The sequence below is a fragment of the Shewanella sp. Isolate11 genome (assembly GCF_022398315.1).
Lineage (GTDB): Bacteria > Pseudomonadota > Gammaproteobacteria > Enterobacterales > Shewanellaceae > Shewanella.
The window spans coordinates 93,169-114,061 of sequence record NZ_JAKEVF010000006.1 but is presented as its reverse complement, the minus strand read 5'-3'; the positions used below and the strand labels follow the sequence as shown (position 1 = coordinate 114,061).

The 20,893-nt window shown below is 45.2% G+C and carries 17 protein-coding genes and 1 riboswitch; of the genes, 10 read left to right on the top strand and 7 right to left on the bottom strand.

Annotated features, from left to right (window positions below):
- Positions 1-250: 250 nt before the first annotated feature.
- The 4 genes from L1D21_RS14280 to L1D21_RS14265 all read left to right on the top strand — a co-directional run bounded on the left by L1D21_RS14280 (position 251) and on the right by L1D21_RS14265 (position 7,589).
- Complete coding sequence (locus L1D21_RS14280; RefSeq protein ID WP_239845940.1) at positions 251-1,396, top strand: efflux RND transporter periplasmic adaptor subunit; 1,146 nt, start codon at positions 251-253, stop codon at positions 1,394-1,396.
- Positions 1,397-1,411: 15 nt separating this feature from the next.
- Positions 1,412-4,555, top strand: a complete 3,144-nt coding sequence (locus L1D21_RS14275; RefSeq protein ID WP_239845939.1) for an efflux RND transporter permease subunit — start codon at positions 1,412-1,414, stop codon at positions 4,553-4,555.
- Positions 4,556-4,679: 124 nt separating this feature from the next.
- A complete protein-coding gene (locus L1D21_RS14270; RefSeq protein ID WP_239845938.1) occupies positions 4,680-6,521 on the top strand; it encodes a M14 family metallopeptidase in 1,842 nt (613 codons plus the stop codon).
- Positions 6,522-6,827: 306 nt separating this feature from the next.
- Positions 6,828-7,589 carry a DUF4097 domain-containing protein gene (locus L1D21_RS14265; RefSeq protein ID WP_239845937.1) on the top strand — a complete coding sequence of 254 codons (762 nt, stop codon included), beginning with the start codon at positions 6,828-6,830 and terminating at the stop codon, positions 7,587-7,589.
- A gap of 107 nt (positions 7,590-7,696) precedes the next feature.
- Here the strand turns inward: L1D21_RS14265 and L1D21_RS14260 are convergent, their stop codons facing one another.
- The gene (locus tag L1D21_RS14260; RefSeq protein WP_239845936.1) at positions 7,697-7,942 is read right to left on the bottom strand and encodes a GIY-YIG nuclease family protein; all 246 of its coding nucleotides are present in this window, start codon (positions 7,940-7,942) and stop codon (positions 7,697-7,699) included.
- 203 nt (positions 7,943-8,145) lie between these two features.
- Positions 8,146-8,329: riboswitch (FMN riboswitch) on the top strand.
- 155 nt (positions 8,330-8,484) lie between these two features.
- On the opposite strand from L1D21_RS14260, the gene ribB reads away from it, so the two are divergent.
- Positions 8,485-9,138 (top strand): 3,4-dihydroxy-2-butanone-4-phosphate synthase, encoded by a 654-nt coding sequence (gene ribB / locus L1D21_RS14255; protein ID WP_239845935.1) that lies wholly within the window; start codon positions 8,485-8,487, stop codon positions 9,136-9,138.
- 83 nt (positions 9,139-9,221) lie between these two features.
- Here the strand turns inward: ribB and ftnA are convergent, their stop codons facing one another.
- A complete protein-coding gene (ftnA, locus tag L1D21_RS14250; RefSeq protein WP_239845934.1) occupies positions 9,222-9,746 on the bottom strand; it encodes a non-heme ferritin in 525 nt (174 codons plus the stop codon).
- Between the two features lie 270 nt (positions 9,747-10,016).
- On the opposite strand from ftnA, the gene moeA reads away from it, so the two are divergent.
- Both moeA and moeB read left to right on the top strand, forming a co-directional pair.
- Positions 10,017-11,261, top strand: coding sequence for a molybdopterin molybdotransferase MoeA (gene moeA, locus L1D21_RS14245; protein ID WP_239846011.1), 1,245 nt, complete (start codon positions 10,017-10,019; stop codon positions 11,259-11,261).
- Positions 11,262-11,273: 12 nt separating this feature from the next.
- Positions 11,274-12,044 carry a molybdopterin-synthase adenylyltransferase MoeB gene (moeB, locus tag L1D21_RS14240; protein WP_239845933.1) on the top strand — a complete coding sequence of 257 codons (771 nt, stop codon included), beginning with the start codon at positions 11,274-11,276 and terminating at the stop codon, positions 12,042-12,044.
- 110 nt (positions 12,045-12,154) lie between these two features.
- Here the strand turns inward: moeB and folM are convergent, their stop codons facing one another.
- Positions 12,155-12,862: a dihydromonapterin reductase gene (folM, locus tag L1D21_RS14235; protein ID WP_239845932.1), complete on the bottom strand. Its 708-nt coding sequence runs from the start codon at positions 12,860-12,862 to the stop codon at positions 12,155-12,157.
- Positions 12,863-13,251: 389 nt separating this feature from the next.
- Here folM and L1D21_RS14230 point away from each other — a divergent pair, with 389 nt between their 5' ends.
- Positions 13,252-14,823 carry a BCCT family transporter gene (locus L1D21_RS14230; RefSeq protein WP_239845931.1) on the top strand — a complete coding sequence of 524 codons (1,572 nt, stop codon included), beginning with the start codon at positions 13,252-13,254 and terminating at the stop codon, positions 14,821-14,823.
- 85 nt (positions 14,824-14,908) lie between these two features.
- On the opposite strand, the gene L1D21_RS14225 is transcribed toward L1D21_RS14230, so the two are convergent.
- The 4 genes from L1D21_RS14225 to L1D21_RS14210 all read right to left on the bottom strand — a co-directional run bounded on the left by L1D21_RS14225 (position 14,909) and on the right by L1D21_RS14210 (position 19,525).
- Complete coding sequence (locus L1D21_RS14225) at positions 14,909-15,628, bottom strand: 3'-5' exonuclease (RefSeq protein WP_239845930.1); 720 nt, start codon at positions 15,626-15,628, stop codon at positions 14,909-14,911.
- Between the two features lie 7 nt (positions 15,629-15,635).
- Positions 15,636-17,525, bottom strand: coding sequence for a putative nucleotidyltransferase substrate binding domain-containing protein (locus L1D21_RS14220; RefSeq protein ID WP_239845929.1), 1,890 nt, complete (start codon positions 17,523-17,525; stop codon positions 15,636-15,638).
- 214 nt (positions 17,526-17,739) lie between these two features.
- Positions 17,740-18,645, bottom strand: a complete 906-nt coding sequence (locus L1D21_RS14215; RefSeq protein WP_239845928.1) for a helix-turn-helix transcriptional regulator — start codon at positions 18,643-18,645, stop codon at positions 17,740-17,742.
- 34 nt (positions 18,646-18,679) lie between these two features.
- A complete protein-coding gene (locus L1D21_RS14210) occupies positions 18,680-19,525 on the bottom strand; it encodes a formate dehydrogenase accessory sulfurtransferase FdhD (protein ID WP_239845927.1) in 846 nt (281 codons plus the stop codon).
- Positions 19,526-19,826: 301 nt separating this feature from the next.
- On the opposite strand from L1D21_RS14210, the gene L1D21_RS14205 reads away from it, so the two are divergent.
- The gene (locus L1D21_RS14205; protein ID WP_239845926.1) at positions 19,827-20,297 is read left to right on the top strand and encodes a DUF3305 domain-containing protein; all 471 of its coding nucleotides are present in this window, start codon (positions 19,827-19,829) and stop codon (positions 20,295-20,297) included.
- Complete coding sequence (locus L1D21_RS14200; protein ID WP_239845925.1) at positions 20,297-20,887, top strand: DUF3306 domain-containing protein; 591 nt, start codon at positions 20,297-20,299, stop codon at positions 20,885-20,887. Before L1D21_RS14205 ends, L1D21_RS14200 begins: the two co-directional genes overlap by 1 nt.
- The last annotated feature ends 6 nt before the right edge of the window (positions 20,888-20,893 follow it).

Sequence of the window (20,893 nt, the reverse complement as noted above, 5' to 3'; positions counted from 1 at the left end):
AGCTGCAAAAGATACACAAAGTCACGCATGTTGCCTGTTTGTTGTTGTAATCGATTGTTGTTTTAACCTAAAGTTAACTTAGCTTCATGTTTAAAATAATAATTTGCACTAACTTACAAAATGGCGGGTGTATTGTCCGACAAGGTATGAGATAAATATCGTCTCATATTTTTATACAAATTATGCTTTCAAAAAGAGCCCGATAGCGTTCTGCTATACATGGGCGTTTTGTTTTGATTTAGGAGTTATCATGCGGCAGATAGTGAAAATTGCCTCTGTTATTAGTGTGGCGTTATGGATGACGGGTTGTGGACAGGAAGAGGCACAAACTCAATCTGCCGCTGCAGCACCTCGAAGTGTTGAAGTCGGTGTGGTTAACGTGGTTGCAAAACCACAAGCAATCCTTGTCGAACTACCTGGCCGTAGTAAAGCATTTCTTGAAGCTGAAGTTCGCCCTCAGGTGTCAGGAATTATTACTGAACGTAGTTTCGTGGAAGGCACCGATGTTAAGCAAGGTCAGTCATTATATAAAATCGACTCATCGACCTATGAAGCCGCAGTCGCAAGTGCTGAGGCGGACTTGGCGCGTGCCAATGCGAGCTTAACTTCAACTAAAGCTAAGGCGACCCGTTATCAAGAGTTGATTAAGACCAATGCCATTAGTCAACAAGACTATGATGATGCTGACGCGGCTTATAAAGAAGCGATTGCCAGCGTGACAGTGGCTAAGGCCGCAATTCATACCGCTAAAATTAATTTGAAATACACGCAAGTCGAAGCCCCTATTTCTGGTCGTATCGGCAAGTCTTACGTGACTCCTGGAGCCTTGGTTACGGCGAATCAGAGCCTAGTGTTGGCGACGATTCAACAGCTTGATCCGATCAATGTGGATATTGCTCAGTCGAGTGCTCAGCTGTTGCGCTTAAAGTCTAAGCTAAAGCAAGGCTCGCTACAGGCCGCCGATAATGCCGATGTGACACTGATTTTAGAAGATGGTAGTCAGTATTCTCATACAGGTTCTCTTCGTTTCTCTGAAGTGAATGTTGATGAAAATACCGGTTCTGTGACATTACGTGCTGAGTTCCCGAATCCTGATGGTGTGTTATTGCCTGGCATGTATGTTCGTGCCGTGCTAAATGCGGGAACCGATCCTAAAGCGATTCTTGTGCCACAAAAAGCAGTCACTCGTAACACCAAAGGCGAAGCCGTCGCTATGGTTATCGGAGCAGAAAATAAGGTTGAACCGCGTGTTTTGACTACTGCAGAAGTGATTGATCATCAATGGCGAATCACCAGTGGTTTAGTAGAGGGTGATCAATTGATTGTCGAAGGACTTCAAAAAATTCGTCCAGGGGCACCTGTGGTTGGTAAGCCTGTAAGCGACAAACAACAGTAAAAGTAGGGTAAAGTTATGGCTCGTTTCTTTATCGATCGCCCTATTTTTGCTTGGGTGATCGCGATTATCGTTATGTTGGCCGGGGTGCTTTCTATTATGAAGCTTCCCGTGTCGCAATATCCTAGTATTGCACCACCAACGGTTGTGATTAGTGCTGCGTATCCTGGTGCATCGGCGAAAACCATGGAAGATACCGTGACTCAGGTGATTGAGCAACGTATGACGGGTATTGACCATCTACGTTATATCTCATCTACCAGTGATAGTTTTGGTAATGCGCAGATTACAATGACATTTAATGCTGAAGCTGATCCTGATATTGCTCAGGTACAGGTTCAGAACAAATTGCAACTTGCTATGCCTCTGTTACCACAAGAAGTGCAGGCGCAAGGTGTGAACGTCGCAAAGTCTAGCGCCGGCTTCTTGATGGTTGTGGGTTTCGTTTCTTCCGATGGCTCTTTGGCTAAGAATGATATTGCCGATTATGTTGGCGCTAACATTCAGGACCCTCTCAGTCGTGTTGCGGGTGTGGGTACGATTCAGCTTTTTGGCGCCCAATATGCAATGCGTATATGGCTCGACCCGCTAAAGCTAACCCAATACAACTTGACCAGTACCGATATCCTGGTTTCGATCCGTGAACAAAATGCTCAGGTTTCTGCGGGCCAATTGGGTGGTGCTCCTGCGGTTCAAGGTCAAGAGCTTAACGCGACCATTACCGCTCAGAGTCGTTTACAAACCCCAGAAGAATTTAAAAAGATCATTATCAAGTCTGATACTTCTGGTGCAAAAGTTTACTTAGAGGATGTGGCTCGAGTTGAGCTTGGTGCCGAAAGCTATTCAGTTGAATCTTACTACAACGGTAAAGCCGCTTCGGGTATCGGTATTCAGTTAGCCACTGGCGCCAATGCATTAGCAACGGCGGAAGCGGTGCGAGAGAAGATTGCCGAGATGCAACCTTTCTTCCCCCAAGGGTTAGAAGTGGTGTATCCCTATGATACAACGCCATTCGTAGAAAAATCGATTGAAGGCGTAGTACATACGCTGTTGGAAGCTGTGGTACTGGTATTTGTTATCATGTATCTGTTCTTGCAGAATTTCCGAGCCACGCTGATCCCGACGATTGCGGTGCCTGTTGTATTGTTAGGTACTTTTGCCATTTTGAACACCATGGGTTTCTCAATAAATACCTTAACCATGTTTGCTATGGTTCTGGCTATTGGTCTGCTGGTAGATGATGCCATTGTTGTGGTTGAGAACGTCGAGCGTGTGATGCAAGAGGAGGGCTTAAGCCCCATCGAGGCCACACGGAAATCGATGGATCAGATCACCGGCGCCTTGGTCGGTATTGGCTTGACCTTGTCGGCAGTCTTCGTACCTATGGCATTTATGTCAGGTTCTACCGGGGTTATTTATCGTCAGTTCTCGGTAACCATTGTGTCGGCAATGGCACTGTCTGTTATGGTGGCGATTATTCTGACGCCGGCGTTATGTGCCACCATGCTTAAACCTATTGCCAAGGGTGAAAGTCACATCAAAACAGGCTTCTTTGGTTGGTTTAACCGTCAGTTTGATGCCATGACCGCACGTTATGAATCTGGTGTGGCGGCAATGATCAAGCGTACCGGCCGTGTGATGTTGATTTATGTCGGTATTGCAGTGGCTGTAGGTTGGATCTTTATGCGCATGCCAAGTGCCTTCTTGCCCGATGAAGATCAGGGCATCTTGTTTACTCAGGCGATTTTGCCGACAAACGCGACTCAAGAAAGCACCAAGAAGGTGATGGAAAAGGTAACAGACTTCTATCTAAACCAAGAAGGTGACAATGTTAACTCGGTATTCAGTGTTTCTGGTTTCAGTTTCGCCGGTAGCGGTCAAAACATGGGTATTGCTTTCGTTGGTCTGAAAGATTGGTCAGTACGACAAGGCGAAGGGCAGGATGTACAGTCGTTGGCTGGACGCGCCATGGGCATGTTTAGTCAAATGAAAGAAGCATTCGTATTTGCTTTCGTGCCTCCGGCGGTAATTGAGCTAGGCACGGCTAATGGTTTCGACTTTTATCTACAGGATAAAAATGGTCAGGGTCATGAAAAGCTTTTGGAAGCCCGTAACATGATGTTGGGAATGGCGGCACAAAACCCTAATCTTGTGGGCGTTCGTCCCAATGGTCAGGAAGATGCACCTATGTTCAAAATTGATATTGACCATGCCAAGCTTCGCGCATTAGGGGTTGATATTGATTCGGTAAACAGTGTCTTAGGTACGGCTTGGGGTGGCAGCTATGTCAACGACTTCATCGATCGAGGTCGTGTGAAGAAGGTTTATGTACAAGGTGATGCCGAATACCGTATGCAGCCTGAAGATCTCGATACTTGGTATGTTCGTAACGCCAATGGTGAAATGGTGCCATTCTCTGCATTTGCAACGGGTCGCTGGCAATTTGGTTCGCCACGCCTTGAGCGTTTTAACGGCTTACCTGCAATGAATATTCAAGGTGGTTCGGTGCAAGGATACAGTACCGGCGCTGCGATGAATGATATCGAAGCTATGGTTGCTAAATTACCTCCAGGATTTGGTGTTGAGTGGAACGGTCTTTCTTATGAAGAACGTCTATCGGGTAATCAGGCCCCAGCCTTGTATGCTTTGTCTATTCTAGTGGTATTCCTAGTATTGGCAGCCTTGTATGAAAGCTGGTCTGTGCCGTTTGCGGTTATCTTGGTGGTTCCGTTGGGGATTATTGGTGCACTGCTGGCGATGAATGGTCGCTTGCTTCCTAACGACGTATTCTTCCAAGTTGGTCTGTTAACTACTGTAGGTCTAGCTACTAAGAATGCCATCTTGATTGTAGAATTTGCTAAAGAATATTACGAAAAAGGTTCGACGCTGGTGGATGCGACCTTGCATGCGGTTCGCGTACGTTTACGTCCAATCTTGATGACCTCTCTAGCGTTTGGTCTTGGGGTTGTACCGTTAGCCGTTAGTACCGGGGTGGGTTCAGGAAGTCAGAATGCGATTGGTACAGGTGTACTTGGTGGCATGATGAGTTCGACCTTCTTAGGTATCTTCTTTATTCCGATTTTCTTCGTGATTGTTGAGCGCCTATTCAGCAAGCGAGAGAAAAAAGCAGTCGAGTCATCAGCTACGGAAGTTAAAGAGTAACTGAGTTGTTATATCCTTAAAAGCCCAGCATTTGCTGGGCTTTTTATTGTTATTAGGGTGTTGCACTCAAGCCCGATTTCATTAAAGATGAGGGTCTAATAATAAGCCGTAAGGTCACTCATCTATGCGTTGTAAATTCTCTTATCTTACTATTTTGCTTGCGACTTGCTTTACCGCTTCGGCCGTTGCCGATGTCAGCAAGGTCGCGACTCCTCAAATTGCCGACACTTATGTTAACGATCCTGTTTTGCCACCGAGTTTGGTTTGGCATGGTAACAGTGAATCGCTACTCAAAGCCGCCGATGATGCGTGGGCAACACCATTCGAGCAAGGTGGTTTAAAAACTAGCCCTAGCTACAATGAAACCTTCGTTTGGCTGGATAAATTGATTGCCAGCAGCGATAAATTACATAAAGTGTCGCTCGGTAAGAGCCCTCAGGGCCGTGATATCTGGATGGTGATCGCTTCAAGTGATGGTGCTGATACCCCAGATAAACTGCAGGCTAACGATAAACCTACGCTGTTGGTACAGGCAGGGATCCACTCGGGAGAAATCGACGGTAAAGATGCTGGTATGATGTTGCTGCGTGACATAGTTATGGGTGATAAAGCTGCGTTGTTAGATAATGCTAATCTGCTGTTTGTGCCTATTTTTAGTGTCGATGCTCATGAGCGTAGTGGGCTGTATAACCGTGTGAATCAGCGTGGTCCGGTAGATATGGGCTGGCGCACCACAGCGAACAACCTCAACTTGAACCGTGATTATGCCAAAGCTGACACCCTAGAGATGCAGCATATGATCAGCGCGATTAATGATTGGCAGCCGGATTTATATATCGATGTTCATGTTACCGACGGCATCGATTATCAATATGATGTTACCTTCGGCTATAACCTTGCTAATAGCTTGAGCCCATCCAGTTTTCGTTGGTTAGATAAAAAATATCGCCCCTATGTCGAACAGGCGCTCACGGCACAAGGACATATTCCTGGCCCCTTAGTGTTTGCAATGGATAATCGTGATCTAACCAAAGGCATGTCGTTGTGGAATGCCAGCCCGCGTTATTCTAACGGCTATGGTGATGTTCGCCATTTGCCGACGATTTTAATTGAAAATCATAGCTTGAAGCCGTTTAAGCAGCGGGTATTAGGCACCTATGTCATGCTTGAATCGACCCTAGAGATTATCGGTAAGCAAGCCACCTCGCTGAAATCGGCAATTGAGCAAGATAAGCACCGTTACAGCAAACTTATCCCGTTAACTTGGCAAAGTAAGCAACAAGCGCAAGGTTGGGATTTCAAAGGGATTGAGTATCAGATGGAGCTCAGCCCGATTAGTGGCGAAGAAGTGGTACGCTGGACAGGTAAGCCTAAGTTATATGAAAATCTGCCGGTGATTGGCAATACAGTGGCCGATATTAAGGTAAATCGTCCCTCGGCTTACTATATTCCACCTCAGTGGCAACAGGTGATTGAGCGTCTTAAGCTACATGGCGTTAGAATGAAAACCCTAACTCGCCCAACAACCTTGACTCTGAGTCAGTATCATTTGTCTGCGGTTAAATTTGCCGACCAAGATTATGAAGGTCGTCAGCGTGTTTCTGCCGATGTTGAGCCGCATTCACTGAAAACCACTTTGCCAGTGGGAACCGTTAAAGTTGAAACTCGACAACCTTTAGGTGATTTAGCCATCTTGTTGCTAGAGCCGCAGTCGCCAGATTCGCTGTTACAGTGGGGCTTCTTTAATCCTATCTTTACTCGTACCGAATATATTGAGGATTATGCGGTTGAGCCTCTGGCGCAAAAGATGTTGAGTGATGATCCCGCACTAAAGGCAGAGTTTGAAAAGGCGCTGCAAGATAGCGAATTCGCCGCCGATCCTAAGGCGAGATTACGTTGGTTTTATGAGCGTAGCCCTTATTACGATCAGCAGTATCTCAAGTATCCGGTTTTACGGGGTGAGTAAGTCTAGTAAGGCTATGTGAGGTTAACCTATAAAAACGCAGGCATTGTCTGCGTTTTTTATTGGCAATCTTGTATTGGTTTTATTCGGTGACATGGAAAAGGTGATTTTTACCAATATATGGTAAATCGCACTATTGATATCAGTAATACTTATCTCCTAATTGGGTGGGTTTTTAATAATTTGCCTATAAAACAGAGTGATATGATTTTGGCACAGTCTCTGCTTATACAGAATCTAATTGAATTTGTGTTTTTAAAAAGAATAAGCCCCCTCATCAAGATGAGGGGTATTGAAAAGGAATGAATTATGAATCTTCGCCCATTGGTATTTGTAGTCTTAGCCAGTAGCTTACTTTCCGGCTGTATTATTAACGTTAATGGCGCTGGAATGCGCTCGTTTGATTATCACCATCAAGAACAACTGGCTATCGATGCCAATGAGTTAACTACCTTGGTGGCTAATACGGGAGCAGGTTCGTTAATCATTAAAGGCGAGCCGGGATTAACTCAAGTACAGCTAGAAGCCGACATCTATGGCTATGAGGGTATTGAGCCAGAGCTTACTCTAAGCCGTGACGGGGACCGGGCTAAGTTGGTGGCTAATTTTGATGGTATGTGGTCATTTAGCGGTAATTCTCCGTATATCGATTTAATTGTTAAAGTGCCAGAGGCCATGAAACTGGACATAGATGATGGCTCGGGCAGTATCGATATTAAAGGCGTGATTGCCGATATGAAGATTAACGATGGCTCTGGCAGCATGACCATTGACGGGGGTAAATCTCTGGATATCAATGATGGTTCTGGCGAAGTAGTGCTTACCAATGTTAACGGTGCAATTAACTTAGAGGATGGTTCTGGAAGTATTGAGATTAGTCATGTTAATGGCGATGTGATGATCACCGATGGTTCCGGTGCTATGACTATTAAACATGTGGTTGGCAAAGTGACGATTGATGATGGTTCAGGCAGCATTCGTGTTGAAAACAGTAATGGTCTGCTTATCACAGAATCGGGTTCTGGCGATGTTAGCTTTGACAACATCAATGGCCCTGTGAGTTTAAATTAATTAACCTGGCTTCCCGGCGCGGTGGCTAATTGTTATCGACTCGATGGTGATTTGATAGTGTTAGCCAACGCCCACCCTCCATTTATTATTTGGTTTATGCTGGCAGATTAGCTTGTAGTGATTGCTGTTGTGATTATTGCGAGTTTGGCTTGGCGGCTGAGCTTCTTGATAGCGATTTCGCGTTTTAGTGCTTGAGAGTGATCGCCAACGGTCTCTCGATAAACCAATTGCAACGGACCTTTACCACGTAAGAACTTAGCCGCCTTTGCTCCACCTTGTTGATGCTCTTGAAAGCGGCGCTCAACATCGGTTGTGATGCCAGTATAAAGCTGTCCTTTTCGACATTGGACCATATACAGAAACCAAATAGCATCAGCCATAGTATCGGTTACCTATTATCACTTGCAATTGCATCTCAATCATTTTGCTGTTGTGACTCTAATACTTTTGTGACTTTAAAACCAATGAGGTTAGGTGATTTGCCTAGCACTTGTCACCCTGTAACTTGTTATTTTGATTATTTTGGCGCACCATAGCCGCGTCTACCTACCAAGGTAGCAATTCTCAGGGCGGGGTGTAACTCCCCACCGGCGGTGATAGTTATTTAACTTAAGCCCGCGAGCGCCTGAAGCAAGTTCAAATGCTTTAGGGTCAGCAGATCTGGTGCACCTTTTAAGGTTATTCCAGAGCCGACGGTAATGAGCACTTAGTGCACTAAGTCCGGATGAAAGAGAAGATTAAGATGTTGTAATGGCTCTGCTGTCTGATGTTAGACAACTGCCGTTTATCGCCTATCTTATGCCGCACAGCCTTCAATGAGGCTGAACTGCGCTATTTTCTGTACGCCCTGATTCTGGCACAAAACCATTTTATTAGTATTACTAAGGATTTAACCATGAATCAGTCTTTACTCTCTCCTTTTGGTGATGCGATCACTCGTGTCGAAAATGCCCTTGCTGCGCTACAGGCGGGTCAAGGTGTGCTGGTTGTTGATGACGAAGATCGTGAAAATGAAGGCGATCTTATTTATTCGGCTGAACACCTTACCAATGAACAGATGGCGCTGCTTATCCGTGAATGCAGTGGCATTGTTTGTCTTTGTTTAGCCGATGATAAAGTGAAACAGCTGCAACTGCCGCCCATGGTCGAAGATAACTCCAGCCAGTATGGTACCGCGTTTACCGTGAGTATTGAGGCGAAAGTGGGTGTAACTACTGGTGTTTCGGCTGCGGATCGTGTGACCACGATTAAAGCTGCAATTGCCGATAATGCGCAACCGAGTGATTTAGCGCGTCCAGGTCATGTTTATCCATTACGTGCTCAGCCAGGTGGAGTATTGACTCGTCGTGGTCATACCGAGGGAACTATCGACTTAATGCAGCTTGCAGGACTTAAAGCTGCGGGGGTGTTGTGTGAAGTGACCAATGTTGACGGTACTATGGCTAGATTGCCAGAGATCATCGCTTTTGGTGAGAAGCACAATATGCCAGTATTAACCATCGAAGATATTGTGGTGTATCGTAAAGCGCAGATGGCACAAGCGAGTTAAACTTGGCTTGTTAAACAGATGAACAAAAGGGCGGTAATTATTCCGCCCTTTTTGATCGCCCATTGGTATTAAATAATGGCCGCTTACTCGCCAGTGGTCATGATACTGGCTGACTCTTCGATGGCCATTTGTGCTAAATCTTTATCGACAAAGAACAGTGCCTTACCGTCTTCACCGACTAAGCGGATCTTGTCGACGATAGACTTAAATAGCTTCTCTTCTTCATGCTGCTCCGAAACATACCATTGCAGGAAGTTAAAGGTTGAGTAGTCTTGGTTAGTGAATGCTGCATGGGCTAGGGCATTGATCTTACTCGTGATCATTTGTTCATGTTCATAGGTGTATTCAAATAGTGCCAGTAATGAATCAAATTCAGCTTGCGGTGCTTCGATCGCGCCAAGTAGTGGCATGCCACCGGTTTCACTGACATAGGTGAACAGGCGATGCATGTGTTGCATCTCTTCATCGGCATGGGCACGCATAAATTTTGCTGCACCTTCAAAGCCTTTATCTTCACACCAAGCGCTCATTTGTAAATAAAGGTTAGAGGAGAAGAACTCCACATTAATTTGGGCGTTCAACTGATCAATCATTGTTTGGGCCAGCATAGTAGATCCTTTTGCGGTACATTTTTTAGGTCGACTATTGTGTAAAACCCCTTAGTGAATTGCAACCAAATTTACTTAACTTAATGTTTTATAAATACAAATAATTACTATTAAGATTGTTAGCTTTGTTTGGTCGAGTGGTTATGAGGTGATTTGTCGCTATTAATCGAAGTGGGTTTGAGGTCAAAAACTGGCGTTAAGATCATAGTCATCTGGAATCAGCGTGGCATAATGAGTTCATATTCGCTTTTACTTATCTCTAAGGTACTGATCCCAATGAAAGTCGATCCATGTTCTCAGTCAAGCTTAATGCATCCGGACCAAGCCATCATCAAACTGCTTGAGCAGGTGAGACCCTTACATGACTCTGAAGTGGTGCAACTGCCTGAAGCGTTAGGACGAGTATTAGCTGAAGATTTAGCATCGAGTATTGATCTGCCTCCTTTCGATAATTCATCGATGGACGGATATGCGTTTCGTTTTCAAGACCTTGCAAATAATGCCCAGTTAACACTGATTGGTGAGTCATTTGCTGGTCATCCTTTTAGCGGGGAAGTGCAACCCAATACCTGTGTTCGCATCATGACTGGTGCGCCAGTTCCGCGGGGATATGACACAGTGCAGATGCAGGAGAAAGTGATCGCTAATGGCGATGCAATTCAAATTGAACCCCCTAAAAGCATCGGCGCCAATGTTCGTTTGCGTGCAGAGGAAGTGAAGCGCGGCAGTAAAGTGTTGCAGGCAGGCACCTTGGTTGGTGCAGCCGAAATGGGTGTGCTAGCCACCATAGGTGCGAGTCAGGTACGGGTCACGCGTCCCGTTAAGGTGGCTTTCTTCTCCACAGGTGACGAGCTTCGTCCTGTGGGCACAGAGCTAGGTCTAGGACAAATTTACGACTCTAATCGTTATAGCATCCAAGGCTTGCTGAGTCGTGCTAATGTCGAATGGATCGATTTGGGCGTGATTGAAGATGATAAAGAGTCGATCCGAGCGGCATTTCTTACCGCAGCCTCACAAGCCGATATGGTGATCACTTCTGGCGGCGTCTCAGTGGGTGATGCCGACTTTACCAAACAGGTTTTGGATGAAGAGGGTGAGATCACCTTCTGGAAGCTGGCAATGAAGCCGGGTAAACCTTTTGCGTTTGGCCACTTAGGTAAAGCCGTATTTTGCGGTTTACCCGGTAATCCTGTTTCTTCTATGGTGACCTTTTATAAGTTGGTGTGGCCTTTGATTAATAAGATGCAAGGGCTAATCCCAAGTCAGCCTTTGCAAGTGCAAGCTAAGTTGATGAGTGATATACGAAAATCTCCCGGTCGCGTGGAATATCAGCGTGGTATTTTGACACAAAATGCACAGGGGCAAGCTGAGGTAACCATTACTGGCGGCCAAGGCTCTGGCATGTTGACCTCGATGAGTTTGGCTAACTGTTTTGTGATTTTGCAGCAGCAACAAGGGGATCTTCCGGCTGGCAGTATTGTCACCGTAGAACCTTTTCCTGCCGTCTTGAATTAATTGGATTTTATCATGACATCAGCGACTGATAATGATGAGCTTCTGAGCGATAGTGAGATTTTGAGATATAGCCGTCAGATCTCCATCAAGGCGATGGATTTTGAAGGTCAAGAAAAGCTAAAACTTGCCAAGGTGTTGGTGATAGGTGTTGGTGGTTTAGGCTGCGCCGCCAGTCAATATATGGCGGTAGCGGGTATTGGGCACATGACCCTAGTGGATTTCGATACTGTTGAGATTTCCAATTTACAGCGACAAGTGTTGCATCAAGACTGTAATGTGGGTCAACCCAAGGTTGAATCGGCTAAAGAAACACTAAGCCAGCTTAATCCTCATGTTGAGATAACCACTATCAATGCGGTTCTCGACGACGCCGAGATTGAGGCTCTGGTGGCTAAGCATGATTTAGTGATGGATTGCACCGATAACATTGCGGTGCGTGAACAGTTAAACCTAAGTTGTTTCGCCCATCGTGTGCCTTTGGTTTCTGCAGCCGCTATTCGTATGGAAGGCACTGTAACCGTTTTTGATTATCAGCAGGATAGCCCTTGTTATCACTGCTATAGCAAGCTGTTTGGCGATCAGCAGCTTACCTGCGTCGAATCAGGGATCTTAGCGCCTGTGGTGGGTATGATAGGTTGCTTGCAAGCCGTTGAGGCGATTAAGGTGATCACGGGTATGGGTAAACCTTTGTTGGGACGAATTTTAATGATCGATGCTCTGACTATGGAGTTTCGTGAAATGAAATTAGCAAAGCAGAAAACTTGTACAGTTTGTGGAGAGTGAGTGCTCACTATTTGAGCGGTTTTATTTGATTTTACCCGTTTAACTTGTCAAAAAGCCCTGGCATCTCGCTAGGGCTTTTTGTTATGGCCGGTTGATATTATTCTTGCGGTTTATTTTAAGTGGCGTCCGCCGTCTAATGCTAATGATCGCCCTGTGATGTAGTGGCTGCTTAACAGGTAATTCACCGCGTTTAACACCTCTATTTCGCCAGCCTCCCGAGCCAATAATGATTTCGCCAAGGCTTTTTGTTTATAGGCTTCATCATCGCCTTCATTAAAGCAGATCAGCGCTGGCGCAATACTGTTGACTTTGATTTTGGGTGCAAATTTAGCAGCAAAGGAGAGGGTTAAATTTTCCAATGCAGCTTTACTTGCTGCATAGGCGATATGTTTACTGCTGCCTTTTTGGGCGACAAAATCGGTGAGATGAATAATATCGCTAAGGCGATCACCCTTTGTTAGCAGAGGGGCTAAGCCAAGGTTAATTTGGTAGGGCGCAGTGACATGAACTTGCATTACTTGAGACATGATTTCACTGGCACCGAGTGGATTGTCATCTGTCAGCCATAATGAAGCATTATGGATAATGGCATCAAGCTGCTGGTATTTTTGGGTGATGATTTGAATAAAATCTTCTACCTGCTCACCTTCTGTGAAGTCACAACAATAGAGGTCAGCACCTAATTCACTGAGGGCATCTATACTAGGATAATGGCTGCGAAAGGTACCTATAACTTGATAGCCTTGTTCGATAAAGGCGTTGGCAAGATAAAGTCCGATACGCTTGCCTACGCCGGTAATTAGAATTGTGGGTTGCATACTATTCCTTGGCTGATGCTTTGGTTTATTTTGCTAAATGGGTTTATATAACGAGTGGGTTTATTTAAGCAAAATTTCACTTAACTGTACCGACTTTCATCTAAAAACGGTAAAAGAGTCTATTTAATTGTTTGGATCTCACCGCTTATTAGTTAGTGCTCTAATGATGCAATACTGTTGGTGTCGATGATTATTTGCTCTTTTAATCTTCATATTTAATGTTATTAGTAATAAGTGTCGCAAAAAAAAGCTTTTTATTGGACGTCTTTTTTTAGGACGTTACACTAGGAAGTAGTGTTATTTTGTAGATTACTATGAGTTCAAATCATTTATAATTGCGAAAATGATTTTCTGGTGGTGATTCTTTAAGTCTTTAACGGAGAGAATCGATGACAAAAGGTATTGATAAGTACAGTATCGACAGTACTGATTATACGATTGGTCAGGACAATGTGCAGAAGTGGGGCTTTGATGTGCATAACCCTGTTTTTGGTGTGAGTGCAGGTTTTATTGCCCTATTTTTGATTGCCACATTGGTAACAGATGCAGAAACGGCTAAAGCTGTACTCGATGGCATTAAGTGGAAAATCATTGGCGCATTCGATTGGTTGTTTATTTGGTCAGGCAATATTTTTGTTTTGTTTTGCTTAGGCTTAATCGTTTCGCCTTACGGTAAAATCCGTTTAGGCGGTAATGAAGCTACTGCTGATTATTCCTTCTTATCATGGTTGTCGATGTTGTTTGCCGCGGGGATGGGGATTGGCTTGATGTTCTGGAGTGTCGCCGAACCCGTGGCTTATTTTACCGGCTGGTATGAAACGCCCTTAGGCGTTGAAGCTCATACTCCTGAGGCTGCTAAATTGGCATTAGGGGCGACCATGTTCCACTGGGGACTGCATCCTTGGGCTATTTATGGTGTGGTTGCCTTGTCGCTGGCTTTCTTTGCTTATAACAAGGGCTTACCACTTTCAATTCGTTCAATTTTTTATCCTATCTTAGGCGATCGCGCTTGGGGCTGGGCGGGTCATATTGTCGATATTCTTGCCGTACTGGCTACCCTGTTTGGTTTAGCAACTTCGTTAGGTTTAGGGGCGCAGCAAGCCGCAAGTGGTATTCATCATGTGTTTGGTTTTACTGCTGATATTACCCTACAAATTATAGTCATCGTTTCGGTCACCCTGCTAGCTGTAGTGTCAGTTGTGAGAGGTATCGACGGTGGGGTGAAGGTGATCAGTAATATTAATATGATCGTCGCCTTCTTACTGCTGATTCTGGTGGCTATGATAGGTTATGCCGTTAGCCTAGGTTCGATTCCTACCACTTTTATGGCCTACATCGAAAATATTATTCCTTTGAGCAATCCTCATGGCCGTACAGATGAAGCTTGGTTCCAAGGTTGGACTGTATTCTATTGGGCTTGGTGGATCTCTTGGTCTCCTTTTGTGGGGATGTTTATCGCTCGAGTTTCTAAAGGGCGTACGGTACGTGAGTTCATTACCGCGGTATTGCTGGTACCAACTTTTGTTACCTTAATTTGGATGTCTGTGTTTGGCGGTATGGCGATTGACCAAGTGATCAACAAAGTTGGCGAGCTGGGTGCTAAAGGCTTAACCGATGTACCATTGGCAATGTTTGAAATGTTTGATGTATTGCCCTTTGGTAATCTGTTATCGATTATTGCAGTGATATTGGTGTTGGTATTTTTTATCACCTCTTCAGATTCCGGCTCCTTGGTGATCGACAGTATTACCGCTGGTGGTAAAGTTGATGCTCCTATTCCACAACGGGTCTTTTGGGCATTACTCGAGGGGGCGATTGCCATCGCACTATTGTGGATTGGTGGCACACAAGCCATCCAAGCCTTACAGGCGGCGGCTATCTCTACCGCGTTACCGTTTACCGTGATATTGCTGCTGATGTGTGTCAGTTTGATTAAAGGGATGCGTACCGAGCGCTTCTAAAGTGAAATCTAAATAGAAAAGGAAGCCTTGAGCTTCCTTTTTTATTGGTTTTCTTTGGAGAATGGTGGATAAGCTTACTTGACCACTATTGCCAAAATTCATTTATCGGCAGTTGTGGATCATAGTGATGAGCGATTTGTGCTTGCAGCAATTCTGCAGTAGCGATGGCATCGGTTAGTGCGTGATGTGGTGGATAAATGGGTAATCCATAACGCGTCCGACACGCGCCTAGTCTTACCGATGGCGGCTTGATACCTTTGAGGCGATTCCAAAGGCCGCCGTGATGTTTATGTTGAATAATCGACTCTAATACCATGGTATCAATCACAGGAAACTCGATGCCTTTATTGATGCGTGTCATTAATGCGCGTTGGAAAAATTGTCTCTCTATCTGCTGATAATGCACCACCATGATTTTGCCTGCCATTTCCTGTAACACTTGCTGGAAAATGGCCGAGAGATCCGGCGCATCCATAATGTCACTATGGGTGATACCGTGAATAATGACAGAGTCTTCTTGTAGCTTCTCACGTGGTTTTACAGTCCAGTTTTTGGCGCGATTGACGAAAATGCGATTGAGGTTAAAAGGAACTGTGCCGATAGAAATAATATCGTCTTTATCGGCATTTAAACCCGTTGTTTCAAAGTCCATGGCGAGAAATTCGATGTCAGCGATAGGCTGGCTGGCATCGGGAAGTGGCGTAGCATAATATTCACGCAATACCGGATGTTCGATGACCTTAAGCTTTTGTTCAAACTTGCCATGCCAGTCGATGCTAGGAGGTGAAAGTAACTTCTTTAGCATGTGTGGCTCACTTGAATTGGTTACTGGCTTGATAGCGGAATTTTAGGAAATTCTGGCCATTGCTTAAGATCTGAAACGCATCTTTCAAATTTCGGCGCTCAAAATCAGATAGATGTTCCGGCTCAATATTGTTGTCGGGATCGATATCGTGTTCGACATCATAGGCTTGGTGCCGGATGCGCACCATAGAGATAAACTCCATTGCATCACGTAGGTCTTGGGCTCGTCCCTTAGGCAGAATGTTGGCCTCTATGATGTCATCGAGGCGTTCAAATGAGTTGCGAGCACGCGAACCTACTGCTAATGCGTGCACACGGATTAAATCGGCTAGCGGTGCAGTGCCACGTCGTTTCAGGTTAATCGAGTTGTTATGGCGCCCATCTTTTTCCATCACAAAGTCTTTAAAGAAGCCTAATGGAGGCGTGCGATTCAGGGCGTTTCGGGCGAGGCAGGCGAGAAAACGGTTGTTTTTACGGGCACGCCTGACAATAAAACCATTTAATTGTTCGGCCCATTTTAATTTGCCGTAGACCCCATCGAGGTCGAAGAAGATAGAGGCATTTAATAAGGCTTTTGGATTGGGGTTGTCTATCCAATCAGCGAAGCACGCTTCCCATTCTTTGCGTGTCATGCGCCAGGTGGGATTGGTCGCCATAATGTCGCCTGTGCAATAGCTATAGCCGCATTGATCTAGGCTGTCGCAGACAAATGTGGATAAATCACTGAAGTATTGGTCGTGCAGTTTTTTATCGAACTTGTCATCTAGAATAATCGCATTGTCTTGATCGGTAACGATAAGTTGCTCATCACGCCCCATAGAACCCAAAGCCAAAAAGCAGTAAGGGATCGGTGGAGGGCCAATTTTTTCCTCGGCGAGCTCTAAAATGCGCTGTTTAAAGCTACGGCCAATTACCGACATAGCGCTGCCTACCATGTGCGAATTGGCATCTTCATTAACCAGACGCACAAAGCTATCCTTCACTTGTAAAGCCAATACCGCAAGCTCTTCAATAGATTGCTGCTGGAAAATACTGCTGACCAATAGTAAGGAGTTTTGCGATTCATAACGCACAATATCAGTGGCTTCAATAATGCCGATGGGATGACGCCCTTTGAGCACTGGCAGATGATGGACGTTATAACGCAACATGGTCAGCATCGCCTCATATACATAGGCATTATGATCCAATGAGACCACTTCGGTCGACACAATAGAGGTCACATCGTTCGTGGGATCTATACCTTCGGCGACAACACGAGTACATAAGTCTCTATCGGTAATAATCCCCATTAAGGGGGAAGTATCATTCTCATCATCTTCGAGTATATCGGGATCGATCACCAATAATGAGGACACATTGTCTTGAGCCATTATGATGGCTGCATTTTGAATACTTTCGTTCTTGTTGATATAAGGAGCTTCACGGGTGAGTAGTGTTCGTACCTTAGAGGTGCTGAGATCGTTTTGGTCGCTGGAGTTCGATACGGCTTGGCGCAACCGAGCATTATCTTCAACTTCGACAAAGTCGGCGAAGGCATCATGCTCATCATAAATCTGTTGGAATATGGCTTCAGGAATACAGTAAACCAAAGTGTCTTCAATGGCTTTTACGGGGAAGCGTACTTTGTTATTGGTTAGCAGGCCCATTTGACCAAATAGATCACCCGTATCGAGGCGATTATAGAGCTCGCCTTTGCGACGATAAACTTCGACCTCGCCACTGCGAATGATGTATAGATCATGAATATAATCGCCAAAATGAATGATTGGCGTGTCTTTACGGTAGTAAGAGATCTCTACATGACGGCAGACCTCGGCAACCACCTCTTCGGGCAGAGAGTTAAACGGTGGATACTGCTGTAAGAAATTTTGGATATCGTTTAACTCTGCTTCCATCGGGTTCCCTACTATGTGTGAAGCGATTTGAACTGTTTAGTATATATCATTCACCCTATTTGATTATGCGATACACAGCAAAAGCTGTTGATTTAGTTAACCTGAACTCGGGGTGACGAGTGTCGAAAAATCTAAATTTAACGAGCTAAATGAATGCAATAAATGATGCCTATTCAGCGGCTCTGCTTATCCAGAACTCAGGTTAGTAAGAGTGTTAATGGGCTGTCCAGAGCATCTGGCCACATTGACTCAGGTCATAGCCTCCTAACTGAGCAGCAAGTTGGCGCGTTTGAGTACTACCGAGCATATCGAATAGGGCTTGTAACTGACGACGGAAGTAGATCCCCTGAGGCATGACGAAGTCAAAAGATTCTGTGATTAAAGGCACGAAACTCAAGCCACTTTCCATAGCAACCGATTGGCAACCAAAGCCGATGTCGGCTTCATTACGAGCAATAAAACCTGCCAGTTCGCGTTCGCTATAGGCGGTAACCGCAATATCCAGTTGTTCGATGCTTGCACCTTGTTTCATCAACCAATGCTCTAAATGCTGTTGGCTGCCCGCACCCGTTTGTCGGCCAACCCAGCGCCAAGGTAAGGCGATCACTTTATCTTCTTCTTGGCATCTGTGATGCATTTCGCTGCGCATCATCAAGCCTTGCTGACGGGTATAACCGTGAACCATGACCCATTGCTGGTGGTTGGGATAGCCCTTTAATAGTGCCGGATGGCGAATATTGCGCTCTTCGACATTGCCCCAGTGCAGAGTGCAAACATCGGCATAACCGCGCGAGAGCAGGTCTAATCCCATACGCGAGCCCGTTGAGCTGTAACTCACTAGATCGCTCTTGCCTATGCGAGACATTAATCGAGACACTAACATTGATAGCAGTGGGTCGTCGCTTCCCGTGATGTGCATGCGATCGGATAACATGCCGCTATGACAGGAGTCCATCACCCAGCGGTCAATCAATATTTTTGGAAACAGCCATTTACCAGTTACTTTGGTTGCGGGCAATATACAATCATTTGCCATGGCGTAGACCTTTTTTTCATTCAGATCTAAATACTCCGCAACCTGTTTAGCGCTCATATAAACCAGCTCACTGGGTTCAGTCATCAATGTTCCTTTAAATTTGTCAGAGCCTAAGGGGTTAACCTTGATTGCGTTTAGCGGGTGGAGCATCAAATTCGATATTGTCAGCTCCGTGATATATCAGAAAGTGTCGCCCTTTAGCTCGGGCGATCATTGTGATCCCCAGCTTTTGCGCTAACTCCAGTCCCATCTGGGTCGCACCGCTGCGAGATAACAATACTGGAATGCCCATTTTAGCGACTTTGATGACCATTTCAGAGGTCAGTCTACCTGTGGTGTAAAACAGTTTATTGCCGCCCATTTCTTGTTTTAGCCACATTTCTCCGGCTAAGGTATCGACTGCATTATGGCGGCCGACATCTTCGACGAAACTGCTGATTTGATCGCCTTGGCATAGGCCGCAACCATGGACAGCTCCAGCATTTTTATAGGTTTCGTTATAAGCGCTAATGTTGTTTAACAGGCTGTATAACATGCTTTGTTTTAGCTGGGGTTTTGGCAACACTATATCATCCAGTCCATCCATAAAACCGCCATAAACCGTGCCTTGGCCGCATCCAGTAGTGACGGTTTTTTCTGCTAGCTTTTCGGCTAAATGTTCGGTGGTTTCAGAGGTGATCACAGCGGCTGAATTGACTTCCCAATCGACAATCACAGATTCAAGTTTGGATACATCAGAAATAAAGCCCTGATTTTTTAGATAGCCTAATGCTAAGGCTTCAGGCCTTGCTCCAAGGGTCATCAAGGTCACGATAGGCTGCCAGTTTAGATATACGGTTAATGGCCGTTCGCAGGCAATATGTTTATCAACGACTTCACCTTGTTCATTAATCGCTTTAACGGCAATGGTCAATGGCGCATCGGCTTGAGTTTTTAAGAATGTGGGCTGTTTATCGATTGTCATGAAAATCATCTTTATTCATTGGGCTGTTTGCAGCATAGCAATAATCATTCCCAGCGGCGGAATTGCTGTTTAAATGCGTGATCAAGATAAGGACTCAATGGCAAAACGTCCTTTTATGTCCCGCTAAAAAATCCAAGTAGGACAATTTGTCCTACTATAAAGGAGGAATTGATGATCTAGTTCAAACTATTGTAACTCCTTTGCTGGCATGCTTTTTGCTGACTTAAGACATATAGAGCTTACCCGTAATCGGAAACGCACATAGCTGTATTCCGATTTTAAATCAGTAAACGGAGACGCAATGCTACGCACTGAAAATCAATGGCCCATGTATGTTTCGCTGAAGAAGGTGAAAAAGCAGGTAGGGCGTTGGATAGCTGAAAGTTGGGAACTCGACCAAGTCTTACCCGGTTCACAAGATGCACCCCCTGGTGCGCAATTGATTGCTTTAGAGCTGCATAAAGATGAGCGGGGCAGTTATCGCATCAACCTCGATATGGATAACGCCATGTTGTATGTGGTTTGTGATGAGCTTGAAGATGGCACTTGGGTGCCAACGATGATCTCTGCCGATCAAAACGTCGCCGCAGGCTGTCTTGAAGGAGATACCCCAGTACTGAACTTTGCTATGCCTGATGCAGTTGCTTGTTGGATTGAAGCCTTCATTACTCGTCACGGCGAAGTTGAAATTTGTGCCCATCGTCGTAAGCATGTTAATCGCAGAAAGAACGAAGGGCCGAGTAGTAATGCAAATCGTGGGCAGGTTTCATAATGACTGATCAACCATCAGGTTTCTTGGCACGCTGGAATTTGCGTCGTCAGAAAGTACAACAAGAAGAGCAAGCCGAAGCGACTGCTGAATTGACCGATGAATCGGTTCAGGTTGTAGACGCGGCAGACGTTGCTCCCGAGAGCGACACAAGCGTTACCGAAACGCCAGAAGATAGAGTCTTAACTGCAGCAGACTTACCTGATCCTGAAAAAATTGAGGTGGGTGGTAGTTTTGCGAGTTTTATGGCTGACAATGTCGATCCTGCGGCTAAAACCGCAGCCCTAAGAGCCTTGTGGAAGCAGCCACATTACAACGAAATTGATGGCTTGCTGGAATATGCTCTCGATTACACTAATCAACCAAAGCTGAGTAGCGAAGCTTCAGCTGAATTAGCCAAGAAAGTTTTCCGTCACATCATTAAAGATGAGGATAAAGAACAAGTTGAAGCAGAAGAGATGACTGCGGCAACTGAGCAAGATATAGACAATTCGGACAATGCAATAACTGCGGACAATTTGGACGCGGAAAGCATTGAATTGACCCAAAATGAACCAGACCCACAAGCTACACCTAAGCCTCCCGTTGTTTAAGGTTAG